24 protein-coding genes are annotated in these 20,331 nt (G+C 74.8%); 8 read left to right on the top strand and 16 right to left on the bottom strand.

What is annotated here, in order from left to right; translation table 11 throughout:
- Positions 1-92: 92 nt before the first annotated feature.
- Positions 93-1,097 carry a CAP domain-containing protein gene (locus ACFYUY_RS26070; protein WP_387904143.1) on the bottom strand — a complete coding sequence of 335 codons (1,005 nt, stop codon included), beginning with the start codon at positions 1,095-1,097 and terminating at the stop codon, positions 93-95.
- 211 nt (positions 1,098-1,308) lie between these two features.
- A complete protein-coding gene (locus tag ACFYUY_RS26065) occupies positions 1,309-1,776 on the bottom strand; it encodes a GNAT family N-acetyltransferase (RefSeq protein WP_387904140.1) in 468 nt (155 codons plus the stop codon).
- 234 nt (positions 1,777-2,010) lie between these two features.
- On the opposite strand from ACFYUY_RS26065, the gene ACFYUY_RS26060 reads away from it, so the two are divergent.
- The 5 genes from ACFYUY_RS26060 to ACFYUY_RS26040 all read left to right on the top strand — a co-directional run bounded on the left by ACFYUY_RS26060 (position 2,011) and on the right by ACFYUY_RS26040 (position 6,159).
- The gene (locus ACFYUY_RS26060; RefSeq protein WP_387904137.1) at positions 2,011-3,552 is read left to right on the top strand and encodes an ATP-dependent DNA ligase; all 1,542 of its coding nucleotides are present in this window, start codon (positions 2,011-2,013) and stop codon (positions 3,550-3,552) included.
- Between the two features lie 195 nt (positions 3,553-3,747).
- Positions 3,748-4,008 (top strand): ferredoxin, encoded by a 261-nt coding sequence (locus ACFYUY_RS26055; protein ID WP_387904135.1) that lies wholly within the window; start codon positions 3,748-3,750, stop codon positions 4,006-4,008.
- Between the two features lie 104 nt (positions 4,009-4,112).
- Entirely contained in the window at positions 4,113-5,330 is a 1,218-nt protein-coding gene (locus ACFYUY_RS26050; protein WP_387904132.1) for a cytochrome P450, read from the top strand.
- Positions 5,331-5,556: 226 nt separating this feature from the next.
- Complete coding sequence (locus ACFYUY_RS26045; RefSeq protein ID WP_360213647.1) at positions 5,557-5,721, top strand: hypothetical protein; 165 nt, start codon at positions 5,557-5,559, stop codon at positions 5,719-5,721.
- Between the two features lie 99 nt (positions 5,722-5,820).
- Positions 5,821-6,159: a hypothetical protein gene (locus tag ACFYUY_RS26040; RefSeq protein ID WP_360213645.1), complete on the top strand. Its 339-nt coding sequence runs from the start codon at positions 5,821-5,823 to the stop codon at positions 6,157-6,159.
- A 137-nt stretch (positions 6,160-6,296) separates the two neighbouring features.
- Here ACFYUY_RS26040 and ACFYUY_RS26035 read toward each other — a convergent pair whose 3' ends face one another.
- From ACFYUY_RS26035 to ACFYUY_RS26010, 6 genes are all read right to left on the bottom strand, one after another.
- Complete coding sequence (locus tag ACFYUY_RS26035) at positions 6,297-7,193, bottom strand: hypothetical protein (RefSeq protein WP_360213643.1); 897 nt, start codon at positions 7,191-7,193, stop codon at positions 6,297-6,299.
- A 36-nt stretch (positions 7,194-7,229) separates the two neighbouring features.
- Positions 7,230-7,514 carry a DUF427 domain-containing protein gene (locus ACFYUY_RS26030; RefSeq protein WP_360213641.1) on the bottom strand — a complete coding sequence of 95 codons (285 nt, stop codon included), beginning with the start codon at positions 7,512-7,514 and terminating at the stop codon, positions 7,230-7,232.
- A gap of 79 nt (positions 7,515-7,593) precedes the next feature.
- Positions 7,594-7,830, bottom strand: coding sequence for a DUF6296 family protein (locus ACFYUY_RS26025; RefSeq protein ID WP_360213639.1), 237 nt, complete (start codon positions 7,828-7,830; stop codon positions 7,594-7,596).
- A 55-nt stretch (positions 7,831-7,885) separates the two neighbouring features.
- Positions 7,886-8,122 carry a DUF2277 domain-containing protein gene (locus tag ACFYUY_RS26020; RefSeq protein WP_360213637.1) on the bottom strand — a complete coding sequence of 79 codons (237 nt, stop codon included), beginning with the start codon at positions 8,120-8,122 and terminating at the stop codon, positions 7,886-7,888.
- Between the two features lie 45 nt (positions 8,123-8,167).
- Positions 8,168-8,707, bottom strand: a complete 540-nt coding sequence (locus ACFYUY_RS26015; RefSeq protein ID WP_387904127.1) for a gamma carbonic anhydrase family protein — start codon at positions 8,705-8,707, stop codon at positions 8,168-8,170.
- Between the two features lie 254 nt (positions 8,708-8,961).
- Entirely contained in the window at positions 8,962-9,528 is a 567-nt protein-coding gene (locus ACFYUY_RS26010) for a DJ-1/PfpI family protein (RefSeq protein WP_387904125.1), read from the bottom strand.
- A 259-nt stretch (positions 9,529-9,787) separates the two neighbouring features.
- On the opposite strand from ACFYUY_RS26010, the gene ACFYUY_RS26005 reads away from it, so the two are divergent.
- Positions 9,788-10,336 (top strand): RBBP9/YdeN family alpha/beta hydrolase, encoded by a 549-nt coding sequence (locus ACFYUY_RS26005; protein ID WP_387904122.1) that lies wholly within the window; start codon positions 9,788-9,790, stop codon positions 10,334-10,336.
- 19 nt (positions 10,337-10,355) lie between these two features.
- Positions 10,356-10,952, top strand: a complete 597-nt coding sequence (locus ACFYUY_RS26000; RefSeq protein WP_387904120.1) for a hypothetical protein — start codon at positions 10,356-10,358, stop codon at positions 10,950-10,952.
- A gap of 108 nt (positions 10,953-11,060) precedes the next feature.
- Here ACFYUY_RS26000 and ACFYUY_RS25995 read toward each other — a convergent pair whose 3' ends face one another.
- From ACFYUY_RS25995 to map, 7 genes are all read right to left on the bottom strand, one after another.
- Complete coding sequence (locus ACFYUY_RS25995) at positions 11,061-11,357, bottom strand: hypothetical protein (RefSeq protein WP_387904118.1); 297 nt, start codon at positions 11,355-11,357, stop codon at positions 11,061-11,063.
- A gap of 116 nt (positions 11,358-11,473) precedes the next feature.
- A complete protein-coding gene (locus ACFYUY_RS25990; protein WP_387904116.1) occupies positions 11,474-13,756 on the bottom strand; it encodes a transglycosylase domain-containing protein in 2,283 nt (760 codons plus the stop codon).
- Positions 13,757-13,937: 181 nt separating this feature from the next.
- Positions 13,938-15,431 (bottom strand): alpha/beta hydrolase, encoded by a 1,494-nt coding sequence (locus tag ACFYUY_RS25985; RefSeq protein ID WP_387904114.1) that lies wholly within the window; start codon positions 15,429-15,431, stop codon positions 13,938-13,940.
- Between the two features lie 147 nt (positions 15,432-15,578).
- The gene (locus ACFYUY_RS25980; RefSeq protein ID WP_387904112.1) at positions 15,579-16,004 is read right to left on the bottom strand and encodes an acyl-CoA thioesterase; all 426 of its coding nucleotides are present in this window, start codon (positions 16,002-16,004) and stop codon (positions 15,579-15,581) included.
- A gap of 81 nt (positions 16,005-16,085) precedes the next feature.
- Positions 16,086-16,763: an HAD-IA family hydrolase gene (locus ACFYUY_RS25975; protein WP_387904345.1), complete on the bottom strand. Its 678-nt coding sequence runs from the start codon at positions 16,761-16,763 to the stop codon at positions 16,086-16,088.
- A 117-nt stretch (positions 16,764-16,880) separates the two neighbouring features.
- Entirely contained in the window at positions 16,881-17,378 is a 498-nt protein-coding gene (locus ACFYUY_RS25970) for a hypothetical protein (RefSeq protein ID WP_387904111.1), read from the bottom strand.
- Between the two features lie 130 nt (positions 17,379-17,508).
- Complete coding sequence (map, locus tag ACFYUY_RS25965; RefSeq protein ID WP_360220246.1) at positions 17,509-18,276, bottom strand: type I methionyl aminopeptidase; 768 nt, start codon at positions 18,274-18,276, stop codon at positions 17,509-17,511.
- Between the two features lie 126 nt (positions 18,277-18,402).
- On the opposite strand from map, the gene ACFYUY_RS25960 reads away from it, so the two are divergent.
- Positions 18,403-18,672 carry a helix-turn-helix transcriptional regulator gene (locus ACFYUY_RS25960; protein WP_360220243.1) on the top strand — a complete coding sequence of 90 codons (270 nt, stop codon included), beginning with the start codon at positions 18,403-18,405 and terminating at the stop codon, positions 18,670-18,672.
- A gap of 219 nt (positions 18,673-18,891) precedes the next feature.
- Here ACFYUY_RS25960 and ACFYUY_RS25955 read toward each other — a convergent pair whose 3' ends face one another.
- The gene (locus ACFYUY_RS25955; protein ID WP_360220240.1) at positions 18,892-20,283 is read right to left on the bottom strand and encodes an ABC transporter substrate-binding protein; all 1,392 of its coding nucleotides are present in this window, start codon (positions 20,281-20,283) and stop codon (positions 18,892-18,894) included.
- Between the last annotated feature and the right edge of the window lie 48 nt (positions 20,284-20,331).

Raw genomic sequence — 20,331 nt, 5'->3', positions numbered from 1 at the left:
GTGGGGAGTGATCAGATAACAACAATGTTCGCGGAATCGGAAAATCGGCCTGGACCAATGGGCTGGACCGGAGGCTGGACCAAGGGGGCCGATCAGGCCGGGGCGGCGAAGACCTGGGTCCACCACGGACCGCCGGACCCGGTCCGCACGCCCACCCCGAGCTGCTTGAACGCGCAGTTCAGGATGTTCGCGCGGTGGCCCGGGCTGTTCATCCAGGCGTCCATCACCGCGGCCGGGTCCTGCTGGCCGCGGGCGATGTTCTCGCCCCAGGTGCTCCAGCGGTAGCCGACCGCCTCGATCCGGTGGTCGGCGTGGTACCCCTCGGGGCTGGCGTGGTCGAAGTAGTTGCGGTTCGCCATGTCGTCGCTGTGCGACTGGGCGGCGCTGGCCAGCCGGGACTCGGCGGTGACCGGGCCGCAACCGGCCTTGGCGCGTTCGGCGTTGACCAGGTCGACGACCTGCTGGGCGTACGAGGGGGAGGCGCCGCCGCCCACCGGAGCGGGCGCGGCGGTGCTCGCGGCGGCGGACCCGCCGCTGCGCGGCGTGCCGGTCGGGGTGCCGGTGGACTTGGCGGTGGCGGTCGGGCTCGGCTTCGTGGTGGCGGTCGGGCTCGTGGTGGCGGTCGCGGTGGCGGTGGGCGAGGGCGTGGCGGTCGCGGTCGGGGAGGCCGGGGCGGTGGAGCCGGTCGGGGTCGGCGCCGGCTCGGTGGCGGACATGTTGACCGGGGCCCCGGACGCGCCGAAGTCGGCTCCCCCGGCGCCCGGCACCTGGATGCCGTCGTGCGTGCCGGCCTCCGCGGCGATCAGCGCGGCCGCCACCGCCTCCTGGCCCGCCTGGTCGCGGTCGGTCTGCTTGCCGCCGTACGCCGCGTAGCCGGCCCCGGCGATGGCGGCGAGCAGCCCGGTGCCCGCCACCGCGGCGACGACCGCGGTGACCGGTCCGAGCGGGCCGCGCCTCCGGCCCCTTCGGCTCCGGCCTCCGTGGTGTTCCGCGTGCCGCTGGGCGGCCCGGCGGGCGGAGCGTCCGGGCGCTCCGCCCCGCACGCCCCCCTCGGCGCCGTTCGCCGGGAGGATGGTCGTCCTGTCGTCGCTGTTCACGTGGCCACGCTTTCTGTCCGGGTCGGCCGTCGGGTGCCGACACCTGGGAGACCCTCCGGCGGCGCGCGGATAACAGAAAGTCCGAACGAATGTCCGGCGGAGTCGTCACGGGCCCGGTCCCGCCGCGGTCCGCGGCGGCGCGGGCGCCCGGTGACACGCCGCCGCGGTGACACGCCGCCGCGGTGGACCGGCGGCCGGTGGGGCCGGCGGATCAGGGCTGGTCGGGGGCCATGTCGTAGGTCACGAACATCGTCCGGGTGGCCACCTGGTCGTACTTGCTGCGGGCCCGGTGGTTGTCGTCCGCGGTGATCCAGCGGACGGTGGTCCAGCCGCGCTCGGCGGCGATCTCCCGCAGGCGCGCCAGCAGCTCGTCCACCGCACCGCCGCCGCGCACCCCGGGGGCGACGAACAGGTCGTCCAGGAAACCGCCGACGGCGCCGTGCAGGGGGCGCGAGAACGGGCGGTAGTGGGCCAGGCCGACCGGCGTCCCCCCGGCGTCGCGGACCAGCAGGCCCGACAGCTCGTGCTCCGGGTCGGTGAGCCAGGACCAGACCAGTTCGGCCTTCTGCTCCGGCATCGGCACCCGGTAGAACGCGCAGTAGCCGCGGAAGAGTTCGCGCCAGGCGGGGTAGTCGGCGGCTTCCGGCGCGCCGACGGTCCAGCGGGTGGTGGTGGTCAACTCGGGCTCCTCGGTCGGGCGGGCCCGGGATCGCCGGGCCGCGTGTGGCGCCAGCATGACGGCCCGTCGGCCCCGCGCCGATCTCCGCCGCGGACAGGACCGACCGTCCGCGTACTCCACTCCGGCGGTGTACCGGATGCGCGCCGCCGTGCGGGGCCCGCCGCGGTCGCCGATCCTGGACCAGGCCGCCCGGATCCGTCGGCGGCCGCACCGGGACGACCCGAGGAGCGCCTCATGCGGCTGCGGCACCTGGCCCTCACCTCCCGCGCCGTGGCGGCCGAACCCGGACGGCGGGCCAAGACCACGCTGCTCGCGGACTGCCTGCGCGAGCTGGGCCCGGCCGAGGCCCCGTCGGCGGTGGCTCTGCTCTCGGGCGAGTCGCAGCGGCTGCGCACCGGGATCGGCCCGGCCGGCCTGCGCGACCTGCCATCGCCCGCCGCCGGGGCCTCCCTCGGCGTGCGGGAGACCGAACGGGAGCTGGAGCGGATCGCCGCGGTGCACGGGACGGGCGCGCAGGCCGAGCGGCGGCGGCTGCTCACCGGGCTCTTCGCGCGGGCGACGGAGGTCGAGCAGGCGTTCCTGCGCGCGGTGCTGGTCGGCGACCTGCGCCAGGGCGCGCTGGACGCGGTGGTCGGCGACGCCGTCGCACTGGCCGCCGGGGTGCCGGCGGCGGAGGTGCGGCGGGCGCTGATGTTCCGCGGCTCGGCCCGCGCGGTGGCCGAGGCCGCGCTGAGCGGCGGGGTGCCCGCGCTGGCGGCGTTCCGGCTGGAGGTCGGCCGGGCCGTGCGGCCGATGCTCGCCGCCTCCGCGCCGGACGTGGTCTCGGCCCTGGAGCGCACCGGGCCGGCCGCCCTGGAGTGGAAGCTGGACGGCGTCCGGATCCAGGTGCACCGGGACGGCGGGGAGGTCGCGGTGTTCACCCGCGGCCTGGACGACATCACCGCGCGCGTCCCCGAGGTGGTCGAGGCCGCGCTCGCCCTGCCGCTGCGCTCCGCGGTGCTGGACGGCGAGGCGATCGCGCTCGGGCCCGACGGACGGCCGCGCCCGTTCCAGGAGACCGCCGCGCGCACCGCGTCCCGCCGGGATCCGGACCGGCTGCGGGCCGAGGTCCCGCTCCACGCCTACTTCTTCGACCTGCTGCACCGGGACGGCGAGGACCTGGTGGACCGACCGGGCCGGGAGCGCTGGGCGGCGCTCGCCGAGGCGGTCCCGGACGGCCTGCGGGTGGCCAGGACGGAGACCGGCGACACCGAGCGGGCCCTGGCGTTCTTCCGCGACACCCTGGCGCTCGGCCACGAGGGCGTGCTGGTCAAGGACCAGGCGGCCGGCTACGCCGCCGGGCGCCGCGGGGCAGGATGGATCAAGGTGAAGCCCCGGCACACCCTGGACCTGGTGGTGCTGGCCGCCGAGTGGGGCAGCGGGCGGCGGCGCGGGTTCCTCAGCAACCTGCACCTGGGCGCCCGGGCGGCGGACGAACCCGGGGCCGCCCCCTGGGTGATGCTCGGCAAGACCTTCAAGGGGCTCACCGACGAGGTGCTCGCCTGGCAGACCGCCGAACTCCTGGCCCGCGAGACGGACCGGGACGACTGGACGGTTCGGGTCCGACCGGAACTGGTCGTGGAGATCGCCTTCGACGGCGTCCAGCGCAGCCCCCGCTACCCGGCCGGGCTGGCCCTGCGGTTCGCCCGGGTGGTGCGCTACCGGCCGGACAAGACCGCGGCCGAGGCCGACACCCTCGCCGCCGTCCGGGAAATCGCGGCCGCCGAGGGGCTGTGAACCGTACGTTGACGGAGTAACGTCAATTCAAACCTCCGGTACCGCGGTCGAGTTCCGAACCCGTACCGAATCGGCCAATCTGGACGATCCCGGCACCGCACCCTCCGTGGACGCAGGACTGGCAGTTAGGTTGGCAATGACAACGAGAGGCGGCCGCCGGACGCCCGGCGCCGCCCTGGCGAGAGGTGCCCACCCATGCAGGTGAGCGTCGACCGGGACCGCTGCTGCAGCTCCGGCATGTGCGTCATGAACGCCCCCGAGATCTTCGACCAGGACGACCGGGACGGCCTGGTGAGGCTCCGTCAGACCGAGTTCCGGCCCGAGCAGTTCGCGGTGCTGAGACTCGCAGCCCAGCTCTGCCCCGGCGGCGCGATCAGCGTCGTCGAGCCCGCGCCGGGGACCGGGTCCGACCACGCGGCGGAGGCCGAGCCGCAGCCGGCCGCGGACGCGGGCTGACCGCGGGCGCCGGCCCGCCGGCGCCCAGGACCGCCGCCGGACCACGACATCACTCCCGACACCGATTCCCCCACCGAGGACACGCGACGCAAGGAGACCCCACCTTGACGAGCACACCCACCACCCGGGCCGTGCCGATGCCGGCCCCGCGCGACACCGGCTGCCCGTTCAGCCCGCCGCCCGCCTACACCGAGGCCGCCGCGACCGCGGCCGTCACCCGCGCCGACCTGCCGGGCGGCGAGTCCTGCTGGCTCGCCACCGGCTACGCCGAGGTCCGCACCGTGCTGTCCGACCGCCGGTTCAGCGCGGACATCCGCCACCCGGCCTTCCCGATGCTGGTGGCCGGCCGCCGGGAGCTGATCCTCGCCAGTCCCCCCAGCTTCCTGCGGCTCGACGACCCCGAGCACGCCCGGCAGCGCCGGATGGTCACCGGCGACTTCCTGGTCAAGCGGGTCGAGGCGATGCGCCCCGACATCCAGCGGATCGTCGACGAGGCGCTCGACCGGATGACCGGGGGCAGGGACGGGGCCGACCTCGTCGCCGACTTCGCCCTGCCCGTCCCCTCGCTGGTGATCTGCCTGCTGCTGGGCGTCCCGTACCAGGACCGGGACCGCTTCCAGGGCCTCAGCCGGACGCTGCTCAGCAAGCACAGCACGGTCGAGGAGGTCTCCGCCGCCCAGGACGAGCTGCTGGACTACCTCGGCGACCTCACCTCCCGCAAGCGGGAGGAGCCGGGCGAGGACATCCTCAGCCGGCTCGCCGTCCGGGACGACCTCACCCCGCGCGAGGTCGCCGCCACCGGCCTGCTGCTGCTGATCGCGGGGCACGAGACGACCGCGAACATGATCGCGCTGTCCACCGCCCTGCTGCTCGAACAGCCCGACCAGATCCCCCGGCTCGCCGATCCCGCCGCACTGCCCGGCGCGGTGGAGGAGCTGCTGCGCCACCTCACCATCGTGGACAGCGGACTGCCCCGGGTGGCGCTGGAGGACGTCGAGCTCGGCGGCACCCTGATCCGGGCCGGGGAGGGCGTGATCGCGCTGCTCTCCACCGCCAACCAGGACGAGGAGCTCTTCGGCGGCGCCGACCGACGACCGGTCCACGAGCTCGACCTGGACCGGGACGCCAGGCGGCACATGGCCTTCGGCTTCGGCGTGCACCAGTGCCTCGGACAGCCGCTGGCCCGCGCGGAGCTCCAGATCGCCCTGGCCACGCTCTTCCGCCGGCTGCCCGGCCTGCGGCTGTCGGCCCCGCGGGAGGAGCTGGAGTTCCGCTCCGAGGCGCTCATCTACGGGATGCGGTCCCTGCCCGTCACCTGGTGACGCTCGCGGCGGACGGCGGGGCACCGCACGGCCGGGCACCGCACCGACGGTCGGCGCTCCGCCGGGCCGCCGAGTCCGACCGGACGGCGCCCCCGCCGGGCCGCGGACCGGTCACCCGGCTGGCCCCGGCGGCGGGGTGGAGGCACGCTGGAGGGGAGGGACAGACCCGGCCGGGTCACGCCTGCGGTCAGGCGCGCCCGGGCCGGCCGATCGGACGGAGCCCGCGATGACCGACATGAGCGAACGGTTCGAGGTGAGCACCGACCGCGACGAGGACGTCCGCGCCGCGGATCCCGAGGAGGGCGTCACCTCGATGCAGAACCTGCACGCGCAGGAGACCTCCCAGGCGGAGGGCGAGCCCACTCCGGACGAGTGGGGCGTGGACGGCTGAACATCCGTGAGCAGCGGCCGCCCGGCGGGACCGGGCGGCCTTCGTGACCGCAGGTGTCGCTGCCCCGGCGGCGACCCACCGGCGGGGGAGGATAAGCGCATGACCGAACACGATCAAACCAGCGGGCAGACCCGACCGCCCGTCGACCCGCACACCACGTGGGCGACCTGGACCACCCAGTCGATCATCAGCGGGCCCGGCGGGGTCACCACCGCCGAGGTCGGCCCGATCTCCGGCGACCTCACCGTGCACACCACCTGGGTGGACGGCGAGGCCCGGCTGACCGTGCAGTACACCGGCGCACTGGACTGGTACACGGTGGCGGGAAGCCCGGTGGCGGCCGCCGACGAGATCACCGCCCGGGCGATCCACCAGGCCATGGTCAACGCCGTCAAGGCCGGCCGCGGCGCGGGCGCCCCGGGACCACCGGGGACCTGAGCCCGGCCCCTCTCCGGCCCACGCCCCCTCTCCGGCCCGGGCGTGGGCCGGCCTCCGCCCCGGGGCCCGCCGCTCCCCCGGCTCCCGCCTCACCGGCCCCGCCGGCCCGTCCGTCCGAGCCGTCGACGCCGTGGCCGTCAGCCCCCGTCGACCGCCTCGCCCTTGACCACCGGCGCCGCGGCGGCCCAGTAGCCGCGCTCCACCGGGCGGCGCGCGCGCAGGTCCGCGCGGACCTCGTCGGCCAGTCGGCGGGTGTCGCGCCGGTTCATGGTGGCGCCGATCCCGGCCCCCACCAGCAGCGGGGTCACCGACGGCAGCCGGCGCAACGAGCTGCGGGTCAGCCGGCGGCTGACCTGCTGGCGGACCTCCGCACCGACCGCCAGGGCGGCGAAGCCGGCCGGCCGGGCCAGCACCCCGGCGTCCACGCCCCGCCGGTTGGCCCAGGCCCCCAGGTAGGCCCCGGCGCGCTGCGCCCCGGAACCCGGCGCCCGGGCGCCGTAGACCTCGTGCAGCTCCGCGATCAGCTTGATCTCCACGGCCGCCACCGCGAGCGTCTCGGCCGCGATCTCCAGCGCCATCGCGGGCGGCACCGGCAGCATCGCCATCGCGCCCACGCCCGCCCCGAGCGCGCTGGAGGCCCGGACCGCACCGCTCACCAGCAGGTCGGCGAGCGCCTCGGGGTGGGCCGCATCGGGGTGCTGGGCCCGCAGGGTGGCGAGGTCGCGTACCGGGAGCCGGGGCGCCGTCTGCACCAGCTGCTCGGTGAGCGCCCGGCCGCCCAGCGTTGCGCCCTTGGCCGCCGCCCTGCCGCCGCTCCCGAGCCGGCGCGCCGTCCTGGCCAGCAGGGCACGGGCGCGGCCGCGCTCGGCCCGGTACTCGGCGACCTGCCAGTCCCCGAGGGGCCGCTCGGCGCCCTCGACCAGTTCGGCGAGCTCGCCCGCCAGGGCGCCCTCGGGAACGGCGTCCGGCCCCGGGACGGCGGGAGCGGCGGCCGGCTCGGGCTCCGAACGTCCGTTCTTTCGGAAGAGTGCCATGGGGGTCGGGTACCCCCTCCGCCCCACCGGTACGCGCTACTCGCTGATCTCCACCCCTCGCCAGAAGGCCACCCGGTCGCGCACCTGCTCGGCCTCCGGCTTCGGATCCGCGTAGAACCAGGCCGCGTCGGGGTTGGTCAGGCCGTCCACCTCCAGCGTGTAGTAGCCGGCCGTGCCCTTCCAGCCGCACACGGTGGTGGTGTCGGACGGGCGCAGGAACTCGCCTCGGACCGAATCGGCCGGGAAGTAGTGGTTGCCCTCGACGACGATCGTCCGGTCGCTCTCGGCGACGACGGTGCCCTGCCAGCGCGCTGTGGTCATGGGGGCGATTCTGCCCCGGGCACCACCGCGCGCCGGGCGGTTCGGCGAAATCCGGCCGGCGGACCTCCGCGTCGACGCGTCAGGGCAGCGGCTGTGCGTGCACCGGCAGGTGCGGCGTCTGGTGGCCGCCGCTGGCGAGCATCCGGACCTCCCCCGCGTCGCTGATCTCCGCGCGGACGATGCCGCTGGCGTCCTCGTACACGGGGTGTCCGCCGGGGCCCTTCCCGCTGGTACGGGTGACCACGACGACGTCCTGCGGGGCCTGGGTGCCCGGGGTCCCGGGGAAGGTCAGCGCGTAACGGTCGGGTGGGTTCATCGCCATCTCCTGGTCCCGGCGGGCCGGCCCGCCGCTCGCCCGGCTGGGGCCTGTCCTACGCGGTGGCCTCGGCGGCCCGGGCGGGTGCACCCCGGACCTCGAGTTCGGCGAGCAGCCTGGCGGTGGCCTCGGCGACGGCGTCCACCGCCCGGTCGAAGGCCTCGCGGTTGTGCGCCGCCGGGGCGCGGAACCCGGACACCTTGCGGACGTACTGCAGCGCGGCGGCCCGGAAGTCGGCCTCGTCGGCGTCGGGCGTCACCGGCGGTCGCAGCGTCTTGATGTTGCGGCACATGACCCCAGTCTCGCGCGTGGACGCCGGACTGGCGAGCCCCGGCCGTCAGCCCTTGGCGCCCCGGGGCTCGATCTCCCGGTGGGCCTCGGCCAGCAGCAGGTAGCCCAGGCCGTTGGACTTGATGCCGGCCCTCTCGTCCTCGGTCAGCTCCCGGCGGACCCTGGCCGGCACGCCCGCGACCAGGCAGCCCGGCGGCACCTGCATGCCCTGCGGCACCACCGCACCGGCCGCGACCAGCGACCCGGCGCCGATCCGGGCGCCGTTGAGCACGGTGGCGTTCATCCCGACCAGGGCGTCGTCCTCGACCAGGCAACCGTGCAGCACCGCGTTGTGGCCGACCGAGATCCGCTCGCCGACCACCAGCGGGAACCCGGGATCGGCGTGCAGGGTGCAGTTGTCCTGGATGTTGCTGTCCCGGCCCACGGTGATGGACTCCGCGTCGCCGCGCAGCACCGCGCCGTACCAGACGCCGGCGCCCGCGCCGATCGTCACGTCCCCCACCACGACCGCGTTCGGCGCGACGAAGGCGCCCGGGTCGACGGCGGGCACCCGGCCCCCGACTGCGGCGATCAACGGCTCTGCCATGGCGCGTCCTCCTGGTGGCGGTCGGCGGTTCCTGTCGGCGGTCAGCGTAGGGGTACGCACCGGCGCCGCCGCACGGGCCCCCGTCGCGACCGCCCCCGCCACGACCACCCGCGCCACGACCGCCCCCGCCACGACCACCCGCGCCACGACCACCCGCGCCCGGCCGCCGCGCCCCGGTCGGTTCCGGAGGCGCGGCGGCCGGGCGCGGGCCCGGGCGGGCGGGCCGGTCGGGCCGCAGCCGGACCGGGGGCGGGTCAGGCCAGCGGCGCCTTGGTGCGCAGCACCTCGACGAAGGCCCGCAGCCAGGCCGGGTGGTCGGGCCAGGCACGCGCCGAGACGACCACGCCGTCGACGACCGCCTCACCGTCGACGTACTCGGCGCCGGCCGCCCTCACGTCCGGCTCCAGCGCCGGGTAGGCGGCGCTGCGGCGGCCGGACAGCACCCCGGCGGCCGCGGTGATCAGCGGGCCGTGGCAGATCTGCGCGACCGGCTTGTCCCCCTCGAAGAAGTGCCGGACGATCCGCTGCAGGTCCGGGTCGTTGCGCAGGTACTCGGGGGCGCGGCCGCCGGGGATGACCAGGGCCACGTAGTCGGCCGGGTCGACGTCGGCGAGGGCGAGGTCGGCGGGCCAGGTGTAACCGGGCTTCTCGGTGTAGGTGTCGTAGCCCTCGACGAAGTCGTGGACGACGAACTGCAGGCGCTTCTTCGTCGGGGCGGCGATGTCGACCTGGTAGCCCTCCTCGCGCAGCCGCTGGTACGGGTAGAACACCTCCAGCGACTCGGCGGCGTCCCCGGTGACGAGCAGGATCTTCGATGTCATCGCCGACATCCCTCCACATGATCGAACGACCGACCTGGCACGCCCCTCGGATGTCCCCACCCACCGTGGCGCCGGTCCAAACTCCCGCACGGGCACTCCGTTGGCAACAGGGCGCACCGGGCGTGCTGCGGCGCGTGAGCGGCGGGGCACGCCGGGCATGGGTCGTGTGCGCCGGGTCACCGCCCCGCTGCGGCGGACGGCCGGGCGCGGCCTAGACTCCTGCTGCCCGCCACCGACCGACCGCCTCCCGGGGGAGCCCATGCCGGACCGCACCACCTACCTCGTCCTGCCGGGCTACCAGAACTCCGGGCCGGAGCACTGGCAGAGCCGTTGGGAGGCCGCCGAGCCGGAGTCCTTCCGGCGGGTCGTCCAGGCGGACTGGGACCGGCCCGACCCGCAGGACTGGGTGGCCCGGGTGGACGCGGCGGTGGCCGGGGCCGCCGCCGACGGGGCGGTGGTGCTGGTGGCCCACAGCCTCGGCTGCATCGCGGTGGCCCGCTGGGCGGCCACCGCGCCGGCCGCACGGACCTCCGCCGTGCGGGGGGCGCTGCTGGTGGCTCCGGCCGACATCGACACCGCGGACGTCCCGGAGCTGGTGGGCTTCCGGCCGGTGGCGCTGGCGCCGATCCCGTTCCCGAGCGTGGTCGTGGCCAGCTCCGACGACCCGTGGGCCGCCCCCGAGCGGGCCCGGCGGTTCGCGCGGGCGTGGGGTGCCCGGTACGTCGAGCCGGGCGCGTTCGGGCACCTCAACTCGGAATCGGGGCTGGGTGACTGGCCGGAGGGCCGCGAACTGCTCGCGCAGCTGTGACACCTCGGACGGGGGGACGATGAGGAAACGGACACCGAAGGCCCGGCGGATCGTGGTCAGGCTGCTGGTGGCGGGCGGGGTGGCCGCCGTGCTGCTGTACACCGAGGGGCAGTGGGAGAGCCGGTCGGGCGGGCTGATGCTCGTCGCCGACCTGCTGAACCGGCCCGAGCTGTTACTCGGCGCGGCCCTGGCCGCACTGATCGCCGCCGCCTGGCTGGGCGACCGCCGCACCGCCCTGCGCACGGCCACCCGGACCGTGACGGTGACCGCCGGGGTGGTGTTCCTGCTCGGCGTACTGGCCGCGCACAAGGTCGCGGCGGCCGAGACCCGCAGTCGGGAGACCGCCCCGGCGAGGCCCGAACGGGCCCTGGTCGTGGTGCACCGCTCCTACGCGGCCACGGCGCGGACGGGCGACAGCTGGCAGGTGCTGCTGGAGTCCGGCGAGGGCTGGTCGGCGCGGCGCTGGTCGCTGCTCGAGATCGGCCGGGCCCCGGACGAGGCCCGGCTGGTGGAGGCCAGCTGGACGGGGCGGGACCAGATCACCGTGGTCACCGACTCGTACCGGCGCGTCTTCAACCTGGACCAGGACAGCGGCGAGCCGGTCGAGGCTCGGTAGGCGCCGGGGCGCCTCCGGCGGCGCGGCGCAGTCCGTCGAGCCGGTCCGGTCCGTCAGGCCCGGCCCGGTCGGTCAGGCCCGGTCCCCCGGTCTGGCCCGGACGACGCCTCAGCGCAGTCCGGCGGCGTGCGAGAACAGGACCAGCAGCACCGCGTTTCCCGCCGCACCGGCGGCGGTGGCGGAGAGGAAGCGGCCCGCGGTGCCGTCCGGCAGCGGGTTGAGGACCAGGGCCGGCGGGAAGCCGGGCATCGTCCAGACCGCGGCCGCCCACCGGCCGGCCGTGCCGGTCGCGCTCCCGCCCGTGCGCAGTTCCCGGGCCGCGGCCAGCCCGATCGGCAGGCACCCGGCCAGGTAGCCGATCGAGGGCAAGAACACGGCGGGGACTCCGAGGATGCTGTGCGGCATGGCGCCATCGTGCGCCGTCGGACCGCGGCCCCGCATGAGTACGGGTACTCATGCGGGGCTGCGGGGTTCGCATCGCCTCGGTCCACCGGCCGGCGGCGATCACCGGCCGCCGTCGTTCAGTGGTCCTCCGGGTCCTGCGGGGCGGCCGGCGCGGTCGGGGTGGCCGGCCCCGCCCGGCCCACCGGGCTGTTGGTGGAGCGCGGCTTCCCGCCGGACGTGCAGGTCGGGGTGGCGGACCCGCTGGGCGTGCTGCAGGCCGGGTCGCGCTTGGGCGGGTCCGGGATGTACACGGTCGGGAAGTCCTTCTCCGGCATGGTCCGGACGGCCTCCTCCATCGCCTGCTGCCAGATCGGGCCGGGGCCGGTCGCCCCGAACACCTCCTGCTGGTAGTGGCCGCCGATCCGGATGTTCTTCATCGGCACCTTGGTGCCCGGGCTGCCCAGCCAGACCGAGGCGGCCAGGTTGCCGGTGTAGCCGGTGAACCAGGCGGACTTCTTCTCGTCCGTGGTCCCGGTCTTGCCGGCGATCTGGCGGCCGTCCTCCAGGCCGAGGTCCTTGGCGGTGCCCTTCTCCGTCACGCCGAGCAGCACGCTGTTGATCACGTCGGCGGTGCTCTGCGACATCACGTCGGAGCACTTGGCCGGGCTGACCGGAACGTCCTTGCCGTCCACGGTGGTGATCCGGTTGATCGCCAGCGGCGCGCAGTAGCTGCCGCGGGCGGCGAAGGTGGCGTACACATCGGCCATCACCAGCGGGCTCACCTCCTGCGTGCCGAGGCCGAGGGCGGGCACCTCCTGCAGCGGGTCGCCGCTCGCCTTCCCCGCCACGCCCAGCTTGTTGGCCATCTGCTTGACGGCGCAGAGGCCGATCTCCTGCTCCATCTGCACGAAGTAGGTGTTGACCGAGAGCGCCATCGCCTCCTTGAGCTCGTACGGGCCGACCTCGCGCGCGCTCTCGTTGGGGATGCTGCCCTCCTTCTTGCCCTTGCTGAGGTTCTTCCAGGTGCCGTCGCAGGTCTTCATCGTCGGCCAGTCCATGCGGTTCGGGGAGTCGTACCGCTGGGTGGGCGACAGGCCGGCCTCCAGGGCGGCGGCGGCCACGATCGGCTTGAAGTTGGAGCCGGGCTGGAAGCCGATGCCGCCGCCCATCGCCGCGTCCACGTTGTAGTTGACGACGGTCTCGTTCTTCTCCTTCGCGAGGCCGTAGGGGCGGGTCTGGGCCATCGCCAGGATCTTTCCGGTGCCGGGCTCGACCATCGTGATCGCCGCCGACACCGGGTCGGTGACGTACACCTGCTGGGAGACGGCGTTCTGGGCGGCGGCCTGCTTGTCCGGGTCCAGCGTGGTGTAGATGTTCAGGCCGCCCTGGTCCCAGAGCTTCTTGCGGTCGGCGGCGTTCTTGCCGAACACCGGGTCCTGCTTGACGACGTGGCGCACGTAGTCGCAGAAGAAGCCCATGCCGGCCTGGGCGGTGATGCAGCCGTTCTGCGGGTCCTTGTACTTCAGGCCGAGCGGGGCGGCCTTCGCCTCCTTGGCCTGGTCCGCGGTGATGTGCTTGTTCTCGACCATCTTGTCGAGGACGGTGTCGCGGCGCTTCTGGGCGGCCACCGGGTGCAGCTTCGGGTCGTACTGGGAGGGGTTCTGCACCAGCCCGGCGAGCATGGCCGCCTCGGGGAGGGTGAGGTCCTTGGCGTCCTTGCTGAAGTACCGCTGGGAGGCGGCCTCGATGCCGTACGCCTGGTGGCCGTAGAAGGTGATGTTGAGGTAGTTGGTGAGGATCTGCTCCTTGGTCAGGTCCTCCTCCAGCTTGATGGCGTACCGGAGTTCCTGGATCTTGCGGCCCAGGGTCTTGCGCTGCGCCTCCAGGACCGCGACCGGGTCGTCGCCCGCCTTCTCCACGTTCACGTTCTTCACGTACTGCTGGGTCAGCGTCGACGCGCCCTGCACGGCCGCGCCGCTCTCGGCGTTCTTGGTGACCGCCCGCAGGATGCCCTTGAGGTCGACGGCGCCGTGCTCGTAGAACCGGGCGTCCTCGATGTCCACCTGTGCCTGACGGATCAGCGGCGACATCTGCTCGGCCGGGATGACCGTGCGGTCGCGCTCGTAGACCTTGGCGATCAGGCCGCCCTTGGCGTCGTAGATCTGCGTCGCCTGGGTCAGCGGAGGGGTCTTGAAGTCGTCGGGGATGCTCTCGAAGCTCTCGGCGCCGCTCTTCGCGCCCAGCCCGACCGCGCCGGCCGCGGGGAGGACCAGGCCGGCCAGCAGCACCCCGCCGAGGGTGCAGCTGCCGAGGAAGGTGACCGTGTGGCCCAGGAATCCGAGGGGGGTCACACGGCGCCGGGGGCGCGGCACCCAGGTGTCGCCCGCGTCCGGGGCAGGTATGCGACTCTTCCGTGACATAGCTGGAACACTACGGCCGCGAATCGCCTGCGAGGGCGGGGTGTTGGCCAACCTTTGTCACAAATCCGCCACAGATTCGGCTCATTCCAGTCGGTCGCACGGGCGGTCGCGCCGGGGCAAGGGCCGTTCGTCCACGGTCCGTCACCCCGGCACCGCCGCAGTGCGGTCCGGCCCGGCCCGGTCAGCCCGCCGGGCAGAAGGTGTCCGCGGCCGGTCGACGGCCGGTGACCAGGAAGTCCGTCACCACCGCGTCACCGCAGGCGTTCCCGTTCGCCACGTACACGTCGTGGCCGCCGGAGTCCACCGTGACCATCCGGGCCCGCTCCCCCAGCGCGGCGCGCAGCCGGAGCGCGCCCCGGTACGGGGTGGCCGGGTCGCGCAGGTTCTGCGCCAGCAGGACGTTCGCCGGGCCCCGGTCGGTCACCCGCACCGGCGGCTCGGCGGGCGCGAACGGCCAGAAGGCGCATGGCATCGCGTTCACCGGCATGCCCGCGGTCAGTGGCCGGGCGGCGCGCTCGGCGGCCACGTCCTCGGCGAGGGCGGCCGGGTCGGCGGGCCAGGAGACGTCGTTGCAGAGCGTGCCCACGGAGACCGCGATGGTGTTCTGCAGCACCTGCTCGGGCGGCGCCACGGGGGCGGGCAGCGGCCGGCGGCCCAGGCCCGCCAGCACCAGCCGGGCCAGACCGGGGAACTTGGCGTCCGCGTACAGGCTCTCCAGCATCGTCTCGCGCAGCACGTTGCCGTTCAGTTCGGCCGGGTTGGCGCCCGGCCAGGGCAGCGGTACGGCGTCCAGGCGGGCCGCGAGGTCCAGGAAGAGCGGGCGGACCTCCTCCGGGGTGTCCGCGAGGCGGTCCGGGTTCCCGGGGGCCGACGCCCACCTGGCGAAGTCCGGGAAGCGGTCCTCGGCGCCCTGGCCGAAGGCGGCCAGCCAGCCGCGCCCCACCCGCGCCGGGTCCGGGTCGTCGTTGCTGTCCAGCACGATCCGGTCGGTGCGCCCGGGGAACAGGGTGGCGTACACCGCCCCCACGTACGTGCCGTAGGAGGTGCCCCAGGCGGAGAGCCGGCGCTCGCCGAGGGCCTCCCGGATCCGGTCGATGTCCCGGGCCTCGTTGCGGGTGGAGATGCTGCGCAGCACCGGGCCGCCGTTGCGGGCGCAGGTCTCGGCGACCCTGCGGGCGGTGGCCAGGTTCCCGTCGACGGAGCCGTCCGCGGCCGGCCACGGGCGCAGCTTCACCATGGCGAGGTCGTCGTGCTCCAGGCCACAGCTGACCGGGGTGGAGCGGCCCACCCCGCGCGGGTCGAAGCCGACCAGGTCGTAGCGGTCCAGGACGGACTGCGGCAGGCGCTTCACCGCACTGCTCGGGACGTCGACGCCGGAACCGCCCGGCCCGCCCGGCACGGTCAGCAGCACGCCCCGGCGCTGGCCCGGCTTCGCCGACGCGATCCGGGAGACGGCGAGGGTGATCCGCTCGCCCTCCGGGTGGGCGTAGTCCAGCGGGACGCTGACGGTGGCGCACTGCTGGCGGGGGTCGGCGCCGCCCTGGCAGGACGTCCAGGCGAGGCGGTCCCGCCCCGCGGTCTCCGGGCCCGCCGCGGCCGGCTGGGCGACCAGGGCGGTGACGGCGAGGGCGGCGGCCGCGGTGGCGGCGGCGAGGGTGCGGTTGATGTTCGGCATGCCAGGAAGTCTGCTGCGCCGGGGGCGGCCGGCCCATCCGGGCAGCGGGCCGGTCGGGGGTGGGGCAATCCCCCGGCCCGGCACCGCTCCTGGCTGACTGTCAGGCGCTCGCGAGCACCGCGGATCGGGGCACGCGCCGCCGGGGGTTCAGAGGCCGAGCAGCTTCGGTTCGGCGGCCAGCGCGCGCAGCGGCTCGCGCGGGTCGGCGACCAGGCGGCGCTCGGCGAGGTCCAGGATGCCGCCGACCCCGGTCACCTCGGCGGCGAGCACGCCGTCCGCCCGGGTCAGGCGCTGCACCACCTGGAAGGTCTTGCCGCCCCGCCAGACGAACTCGCAGCTCACGTCCACCACGTCGCCCGCGCGCAGCTCCCGCAGGTACTTGACCGTGGTCTCCAGCACGACCGGGCCCACCCCCTTGGCCACCAGTTCGGCCTGCCGGATGCCGGCCGCCTGCAGGTACTCCCAGCGGGCGTGCTCGGCGTACTGGAGGTAGACCGCCTGGTTGAGGTGGCCCTGGGCGTCGGTCTCGTACCCGCGGACGGTGATCCGCGTCGTGAAGTCCTGATCGGTCATGCCCCGCACGCTACTCCGGGCGTCCGGGCGCCGGGCTGTGACCTGCGTCGCGTCGCGTCGGGACGCCCGCCCGGGGCGCGGTCAGGCGAACCGGTCGAGCAGCGGGGTGAGACCGGCCGGGCGCTGCTCGACCGGCAGGTGCTCCACCGGGTGGAAGCCGCAGCCGAGGGCGGTCGCGCCGCCGTCGCAGGTGCGGTCGTCGCCGACCATCAGCACCTCGGCCGGGGCCAGGCCGAGGTGCTCGCAGGCGGCCTCGAAGATCGCCGGATCGGGCTTCTGGACGCCGAGCTCGAAGGAGAGCACGTAGGCGTCGACGAGGCCGTCCAGCCCGTGGGCCCGGAAGACCGGCCGCAGGTCCCAGCCGATGTTGCTGACGACCGCGACCGGCACGCCCCTGCGGCGCAGTTCGCGCAGCACCGGCGCGGTGTCCGGGTACGGGCGCCAGCTCTCCGGCGCCATGTGGGTGTCGTAGAGCGCGTCGACGTCGAGGCCCGCGGGCGGCTCCGCCGCGCGGGTGAGCGCGGTGTACGCGGCGCGGTGCCGTTCGGGCGTGAGGTCGCGGGTGCGCCAGGCCTCCTCGACCTCCGCGGGGACGTGGCGCGGCGGCACTCCGCCGGGCAGGGCCCCGAACTCCTCCAGCCGCCCCAGCAGTTCGGCGCGCTCGCGGGGGGCCAGCGCCGGGCCGGCGGCGGCGGTGAAGGCGTCCAGCCACTGGGCGGTCGAGGCGACCCGGAAGAGGGTGCCGGAGAAGTCGAACATCACACCTTTGGTCACGCCGCCGAGCCTACCGGGCACCCCGGCGGGGCCACCGGGCGGCCGGAAGCCGGGTGCCCGGCTTCCGGCCGCCCGCGCCCCGCGCCGAGGAGCGCAGGCCGGTCAGCTGTGGCAGTAGTCCACGTTGCCCTGGCCCGCACCGTAGGTGTTGCTCGCCCAGGCGGCACCGCCGTTGGTCTTGTAGAAGACGAAGTTGCCGTCGTCCTGGATCCTGGCCCGCCCGCCCGGCGCGGAGTTGGTCGCGCCGATGGTGCAGAGGTGGTGCCCGAAGTCGTCGATCAGGATGATGTAGCCGCTCTGCGACCAGTCGACCTGGGTGGGGATGTAGTTGCCCCAGTAGGTGCCGCTCGCCCAGAGCGCCTGCCCGCCGTAGTAGAGCACCAGGTTGCCGTCGCACTGGAACGTCAGCCTGGTGTTGCCGGAGATGCGGGACTCCCCGCAGCGCCAGTTGGGCTGGCTGAGCGTGAAGTTGGCCGCGGTGGTGTCCGCGACGGCCGCGGTGGCCGTCAGGCCGAGGGCCGTCGCCGCCGCGCCGAGGACCAGGGCGGCGCGGGAGGCGGTTCGCCGGATCGACGATCCCTTGAACGTGCTGAGCTTCATGCCGGAATGCCTTCCGATCGAGGACCAGTTCGTTGGATCGAGCGCGCCAACTGTAGTCACACGGAAGGTTCGTGACGAACGGTTATTTCCGGCCGCGACGGGCTTCCGGGCCCCGGCCGGGCCCCCGGGATCAGCGGACGGTGAGGATGCGCGGCCCGTCCTCGGTGATGGCGACGGTGTGCTCGACGTGGGCGGCCCGGCTGCCGTCGTTGGTGCGCAGCGTCCAGCCGTCCGGGTCGGTGCCGTAGTCGTCCCGGCCGCCGGCGATGAGCATCGGTTCGATGGCCAGCACCAGGCCGGGCCGCAGCGGGTAGCCCCGGCCCGGGCGGCCCTCGTTGGGGACGTGCGGGTCCTCGTGCATGCGGCGCCCGATACCGTGGCCGCCGAAGCCCTCCAGCAGTCCGTAGCGGCCGGCCCGGGCGACGGCGCCGATGGCGTGCCCGATGTCGCCGGTGCGGTTGCCGACCACGGCGGCGGCGATCCCGGCGGCCAGGGCCCGCCGGGCGGTCTCGATCAGGGCGGTGTCCTCGGGGCGGGCGGTGCCGACGGTGAAGCTGACGGCGGCGTCCCCGGCCCAGCCGTCCAGGACGGCGCCGCAGTCGATGCTCACCAGGTCCCCGTCGCGCAGCCGGTAGCCGTCCGGGACGCCGTGCACGACGGCGTCGTTCACGGAGGCGCAGATGACGGCGGGGAAGGGCACCGGCGCGAAGTCGGGGCGGTAGCCCAGGAACGGCGAGGTCGCCCCGGCGGCCCGCAGCACCCCGCGCGCCACCTCGTCCAGGTCCAGCAGGCTGACGCCCTCCGCCGCCGCGGCCTCGACCGCGGCGAGGGCGTCGGCGACGACCCGCCCGGCCTCCCGCATGGCCTCCAGGGCGGCGTCCGTCTTGATTTCGACCATGGTGATGCGACTCCCCTTGCTCCAATTCTTATACCGGTATTTGTATCACGGTCTGGCGGCTCCTGGACACCGGCCCGAAGGGGCCGGGCCCGCGGGGGCCGCCGGCGAGGGCCTAGAATCGGCGGCATGGTGAGGACTCCGCTGACCCCGTGGGAGCGCGAGCGCGGCGAGCGCTTCGGCGCGCTGCTGCGCGGGGCGCGTGGCGAGCGCAGCATGGTCGAGGTGGCTGCCGTGGCCGGAGTCTCGGCGGAGACGCTGCGCAAGATCGAGACCGGCCGGGCGCCGACCCCGTCGTTCTTCACCATCGCGGCGCTGGCGTTCGCACTGGACCTCTCCCTCGACGAGCTCGCGGCGGCGTGCGTGCTGCCCGGGGGCGGCGAGGCACTGTCGGCCTGACGCCAGACGGCCGGTGCGCGAAGGAGTGCGCGGCGCACGGACCACGACGGCCGAGGCGTGACGGCCGACGCACGGCGTTCGACCCACGACGGCCGACGCACGACGGCTGACGCATCGCATTCGACCCACGACGGCCGACGCACGACGGCCCGCCCGGGCGGTGGTGCCGCGCCGGGCGGGCCGTCGTGGGGCGGCCGGGCCGGAGCCCGGGCAGCCGGGTCAGCCGACCGAGCTGTTGTAGCTCTCGATCGCGGGCTGGAGCTCCTTGGCCGCGTCGGTGAGCGCCTGCTGGGCGCTCTTCGAGCCGGCGATGGTCTGCTCGATGGCGGTCTCCACGCCCTTGCGGGCCTGCGGCATCACGCCGAGCAGACAACCGGCCGTGGCCGGGGACGGCTTGGTCGCCTTGAGCTGGTCGATGGCGGTCTGGAACTGCGGGTACTTGGCCACCCACTCCTTGTCCTTGGGGTCGTCCAGGGACTTGCGGTTGACCGGGAAGTAGCCCGTCCCGGTGTGCCAGACGGCCTGCTGCTCGGGCGCGGTGAGGAACTTCTCGAACTCCCAGGCCGCGCGCTTCTCGGCGTCGGAGTGGCCGGGGCCGCTGATCCACAGCGAGGCGCCGCCGATCACCGGGCCGCCCTGGTCGGTGGCGGCGACCTTGGGGAACGCGGCCGTGCCGACGGTGAACTTGGCGGCCTCGGTGTAGCCGCGCAGCACGCCGGTGGACTCCAGGTGCATGGCGACGGTGCCGGCCTTGAAGGCGGCCTGCGCGTCGTCCGTGGTGCGGCCGGTGTTGGCCGCGTAGCCGCCCTTCACCAGGTCGGCCCACCACTGGACGATCTGCGCGCCCTGGGCGGAGTCGAAGACCGCCTTGCCCGCCTTGTTGCCACGGCCGTTGTCCTGGTCGCAGTACATGGTGCCGGACTCGGCGAGCAGCTGCTCCACGAACCAGCCGTAGATCGCGGCGCCGAAGCCGTAGCGGACGGTCTTGCCGTCGGCGTCCTTCTTGGTCAGCTTCTTCGCCAGCTCGCCGAGCTCGGCGAGGTCCTTGGGCGGCTGGGCCGGGTCGAGGCCGGCCTCCTTGAAGGCGTCGGTGTTGAGGTAGAGCAGCGGCATGGAGGAGTTGAAGGGCATCGAGACGAGCTTGCCGCCGACCGAGTAGTAGTTGCGGATGTTCGCGTCGAGGTCGTCCAGCGGGTAGCCGTCCTTGTCGGCGAAGGCCTGGGCCGGGACGGTCTGCTTGGAGTCGATCATGAACCGGGTGCCGATGTCGTAGACCTGCACCAGCGCAGGGGTGCCCTTCTGCTGCACCGCCGCCTTGTACTTGGCGACCAGGTCGTCGTACTTGCCCTGGAACTGCGCCTTGATCTCGATCTTGCCCTGGTGGGCCGCGTTGAACTGGCCGACCAGGCCGGTGAGGACCTCGGCGTTCTTGCCGGTCATCGAGTGCCAGAACTCGACGCCGGTGACACCGGTGGCCTGGTCGAGCGCCTGGGCGCCGGGGGCGGCGTCGGAGGAGCCGCCGGAGCCGGCGGTGGAGTCGCCGGAGCTGCAGGCGGTCAGGGACAGGCCGGCCACCAGCAGGGCCGCGAGCGCGCGGGCACTCTTGTTCACGGGGTTCTCTCTCTGTCGGGAGGGACGGGCGCGGACGGACGGACGGGA

It is taken from the genome of Kitasatospora sp. NPDC004745, from assembly GCF_042873275.1.
In the GTDB taxonomy this organism is placed as follows: domain Bacteria; phylum Actinomycetota; class Actinomycetes; order Streptomycetales; family Streptomycetaceae; genus Kitasatospora.
This window is presented reverse-complemented; position numbering and strand designations above follow the sequence as displayed.

Coding starts and splice junctions, on each gene's coding strand:
- ACFYUY_RS26060 (WP_387904137.1), top strand. CDS start 2,011: ATGCGGCTGCGGCACCTGGCCCTCACCTCCCGCGCCGTGGCGGCCGAA.
- ACFYUY_RS26055 (WP_387904135.1), top strand. CDS start 3,748: ATGCAGGTGAGCGTCGACCGGGACCGCTGCTGCAGCTCCGGCATGTGC.
- ACFYUY_RS26045 (WP_360213647.1), top strand. CDS start 5,557: ATGACCGACATGAGCGAACGGTTCGAGGTGAGCACCGACCGCGACGAG.
- ACFYUY_RS26040 (WP_360213645.1), top strand. CDS start 5,821: ATGACCGAACACGATCAAACCAGCGGGCAGACCCGACCGCCCGTCGAC.
- ACFYUY_RS26035 (WP_360213643.1), bottom strand. CDS start 7,193: ATGGCACTCTTCCGAAAGAACGGACGTTCGGAGCCCGAGCCGGCCGCC.
- ACFYUY_RS26030 (WP_360213641.1), bottom strand. CDS start 7,514: ATGACCACAGCGCGCTGGCAGGGCACCGTCGTCGCCGAGAGCGACCGG.
- ACFYUY_RS26025 (WP_360213639.1), bottom strand. CDS start 7,830: ATGAACCCACCCGACCGTTACGCGCTGACCTTCCCCGGGACCCCGGGC.
- ACFYUY_RS26020 (WP_360213637.1), bottom strand. CDS start 8,122: ATGTGCCGCAACATCAAGACGCTGCGACCGCCGGTGACGCCCGACGCC.
- ACFYUY_RS26015 (WP_387904127.1), bottom strand. CDS start 8,707: ATGGCAGAGCCGTTGATCGCCGCAGTCGGGGGCCGGGTGCCCGCCGTC.
- ACFYUY_RS26010 (WP_387904125.1), bottom strand. CDS start 9,528: ATGACATCGAAGATCCTGCTCGTCACCGGGGACGCCGCCGAGTCGCTG.
- ACFYUY_RS26005 (WP_387904122.1), top strand. CDS start 9,788: ATGCCGGACCGCACCACCTACCTCGTCCTGCCGGGCTACCAGAACTCC.
- ACFYUY_RS26000 (WP_387904120.1), top strand. CDS start 10,356: ATGAGGAAACGGACACCGAAGGCCCGGCGGATCGTGGTCAGGCTGCTG.
- ACFYUY_RS25995 (WP_387904118.1), bottom strand. CDS start 11,357: ATGCCGCACAGCATCCTCGGAGTCCCCGCCGTGTTCTTGCCCTCGATC.
- ACFYUY_RS25990 (WP_387904116.1), bottom strand. CDS start 13,756: ATGTCACGGAAGAGTCGCATACCTGCCCCGGACGCGGGCGACACCTGG.
- ACFYUY_RS25985 (WP_387904114.1), bottom strand. CDS start 15,431: ATGCCGAACATCAACCGCACCCTCGCCGCCGCCACCGCGGCCGCCGCC.
- ACFYUY_RS25980 (WP_387904112.1), bottom strand. CDS start 16,004: ATGACCGATCAGGACTTCACGACGCGGATCACCGTCCGCGGGTACGAG.
- ACFYUY_RS25975 (WP_387904345.1), bottom strand. CDS start 16,763: ATGTTCGACTTCTCCGGCACCCTCTTCCGGGTCGCCTCGACCGCCCAG.
- ACFYUY_RS25970 (WP_387904111.1), bottom strand. CDS start 17,378: ATGAAGCTCAGCACGTTCAAGGGATCGTCGATCCGGCGAACCGCCTCC.
- map (WP_360220246.1), bottom strand. CDS start 18,276: ATGGTCGAAATCAAGACGGACGCCGCCCTGGAGGCCATGCGGGAGGCC.
- ACFYUY_RS25960 (WP_360220243.1), top strand. CDS start 18,403: ATGGTGAGGACTCCGCTGACCCCGTGGGAGCGCGAGCGCGGCGAGCGC.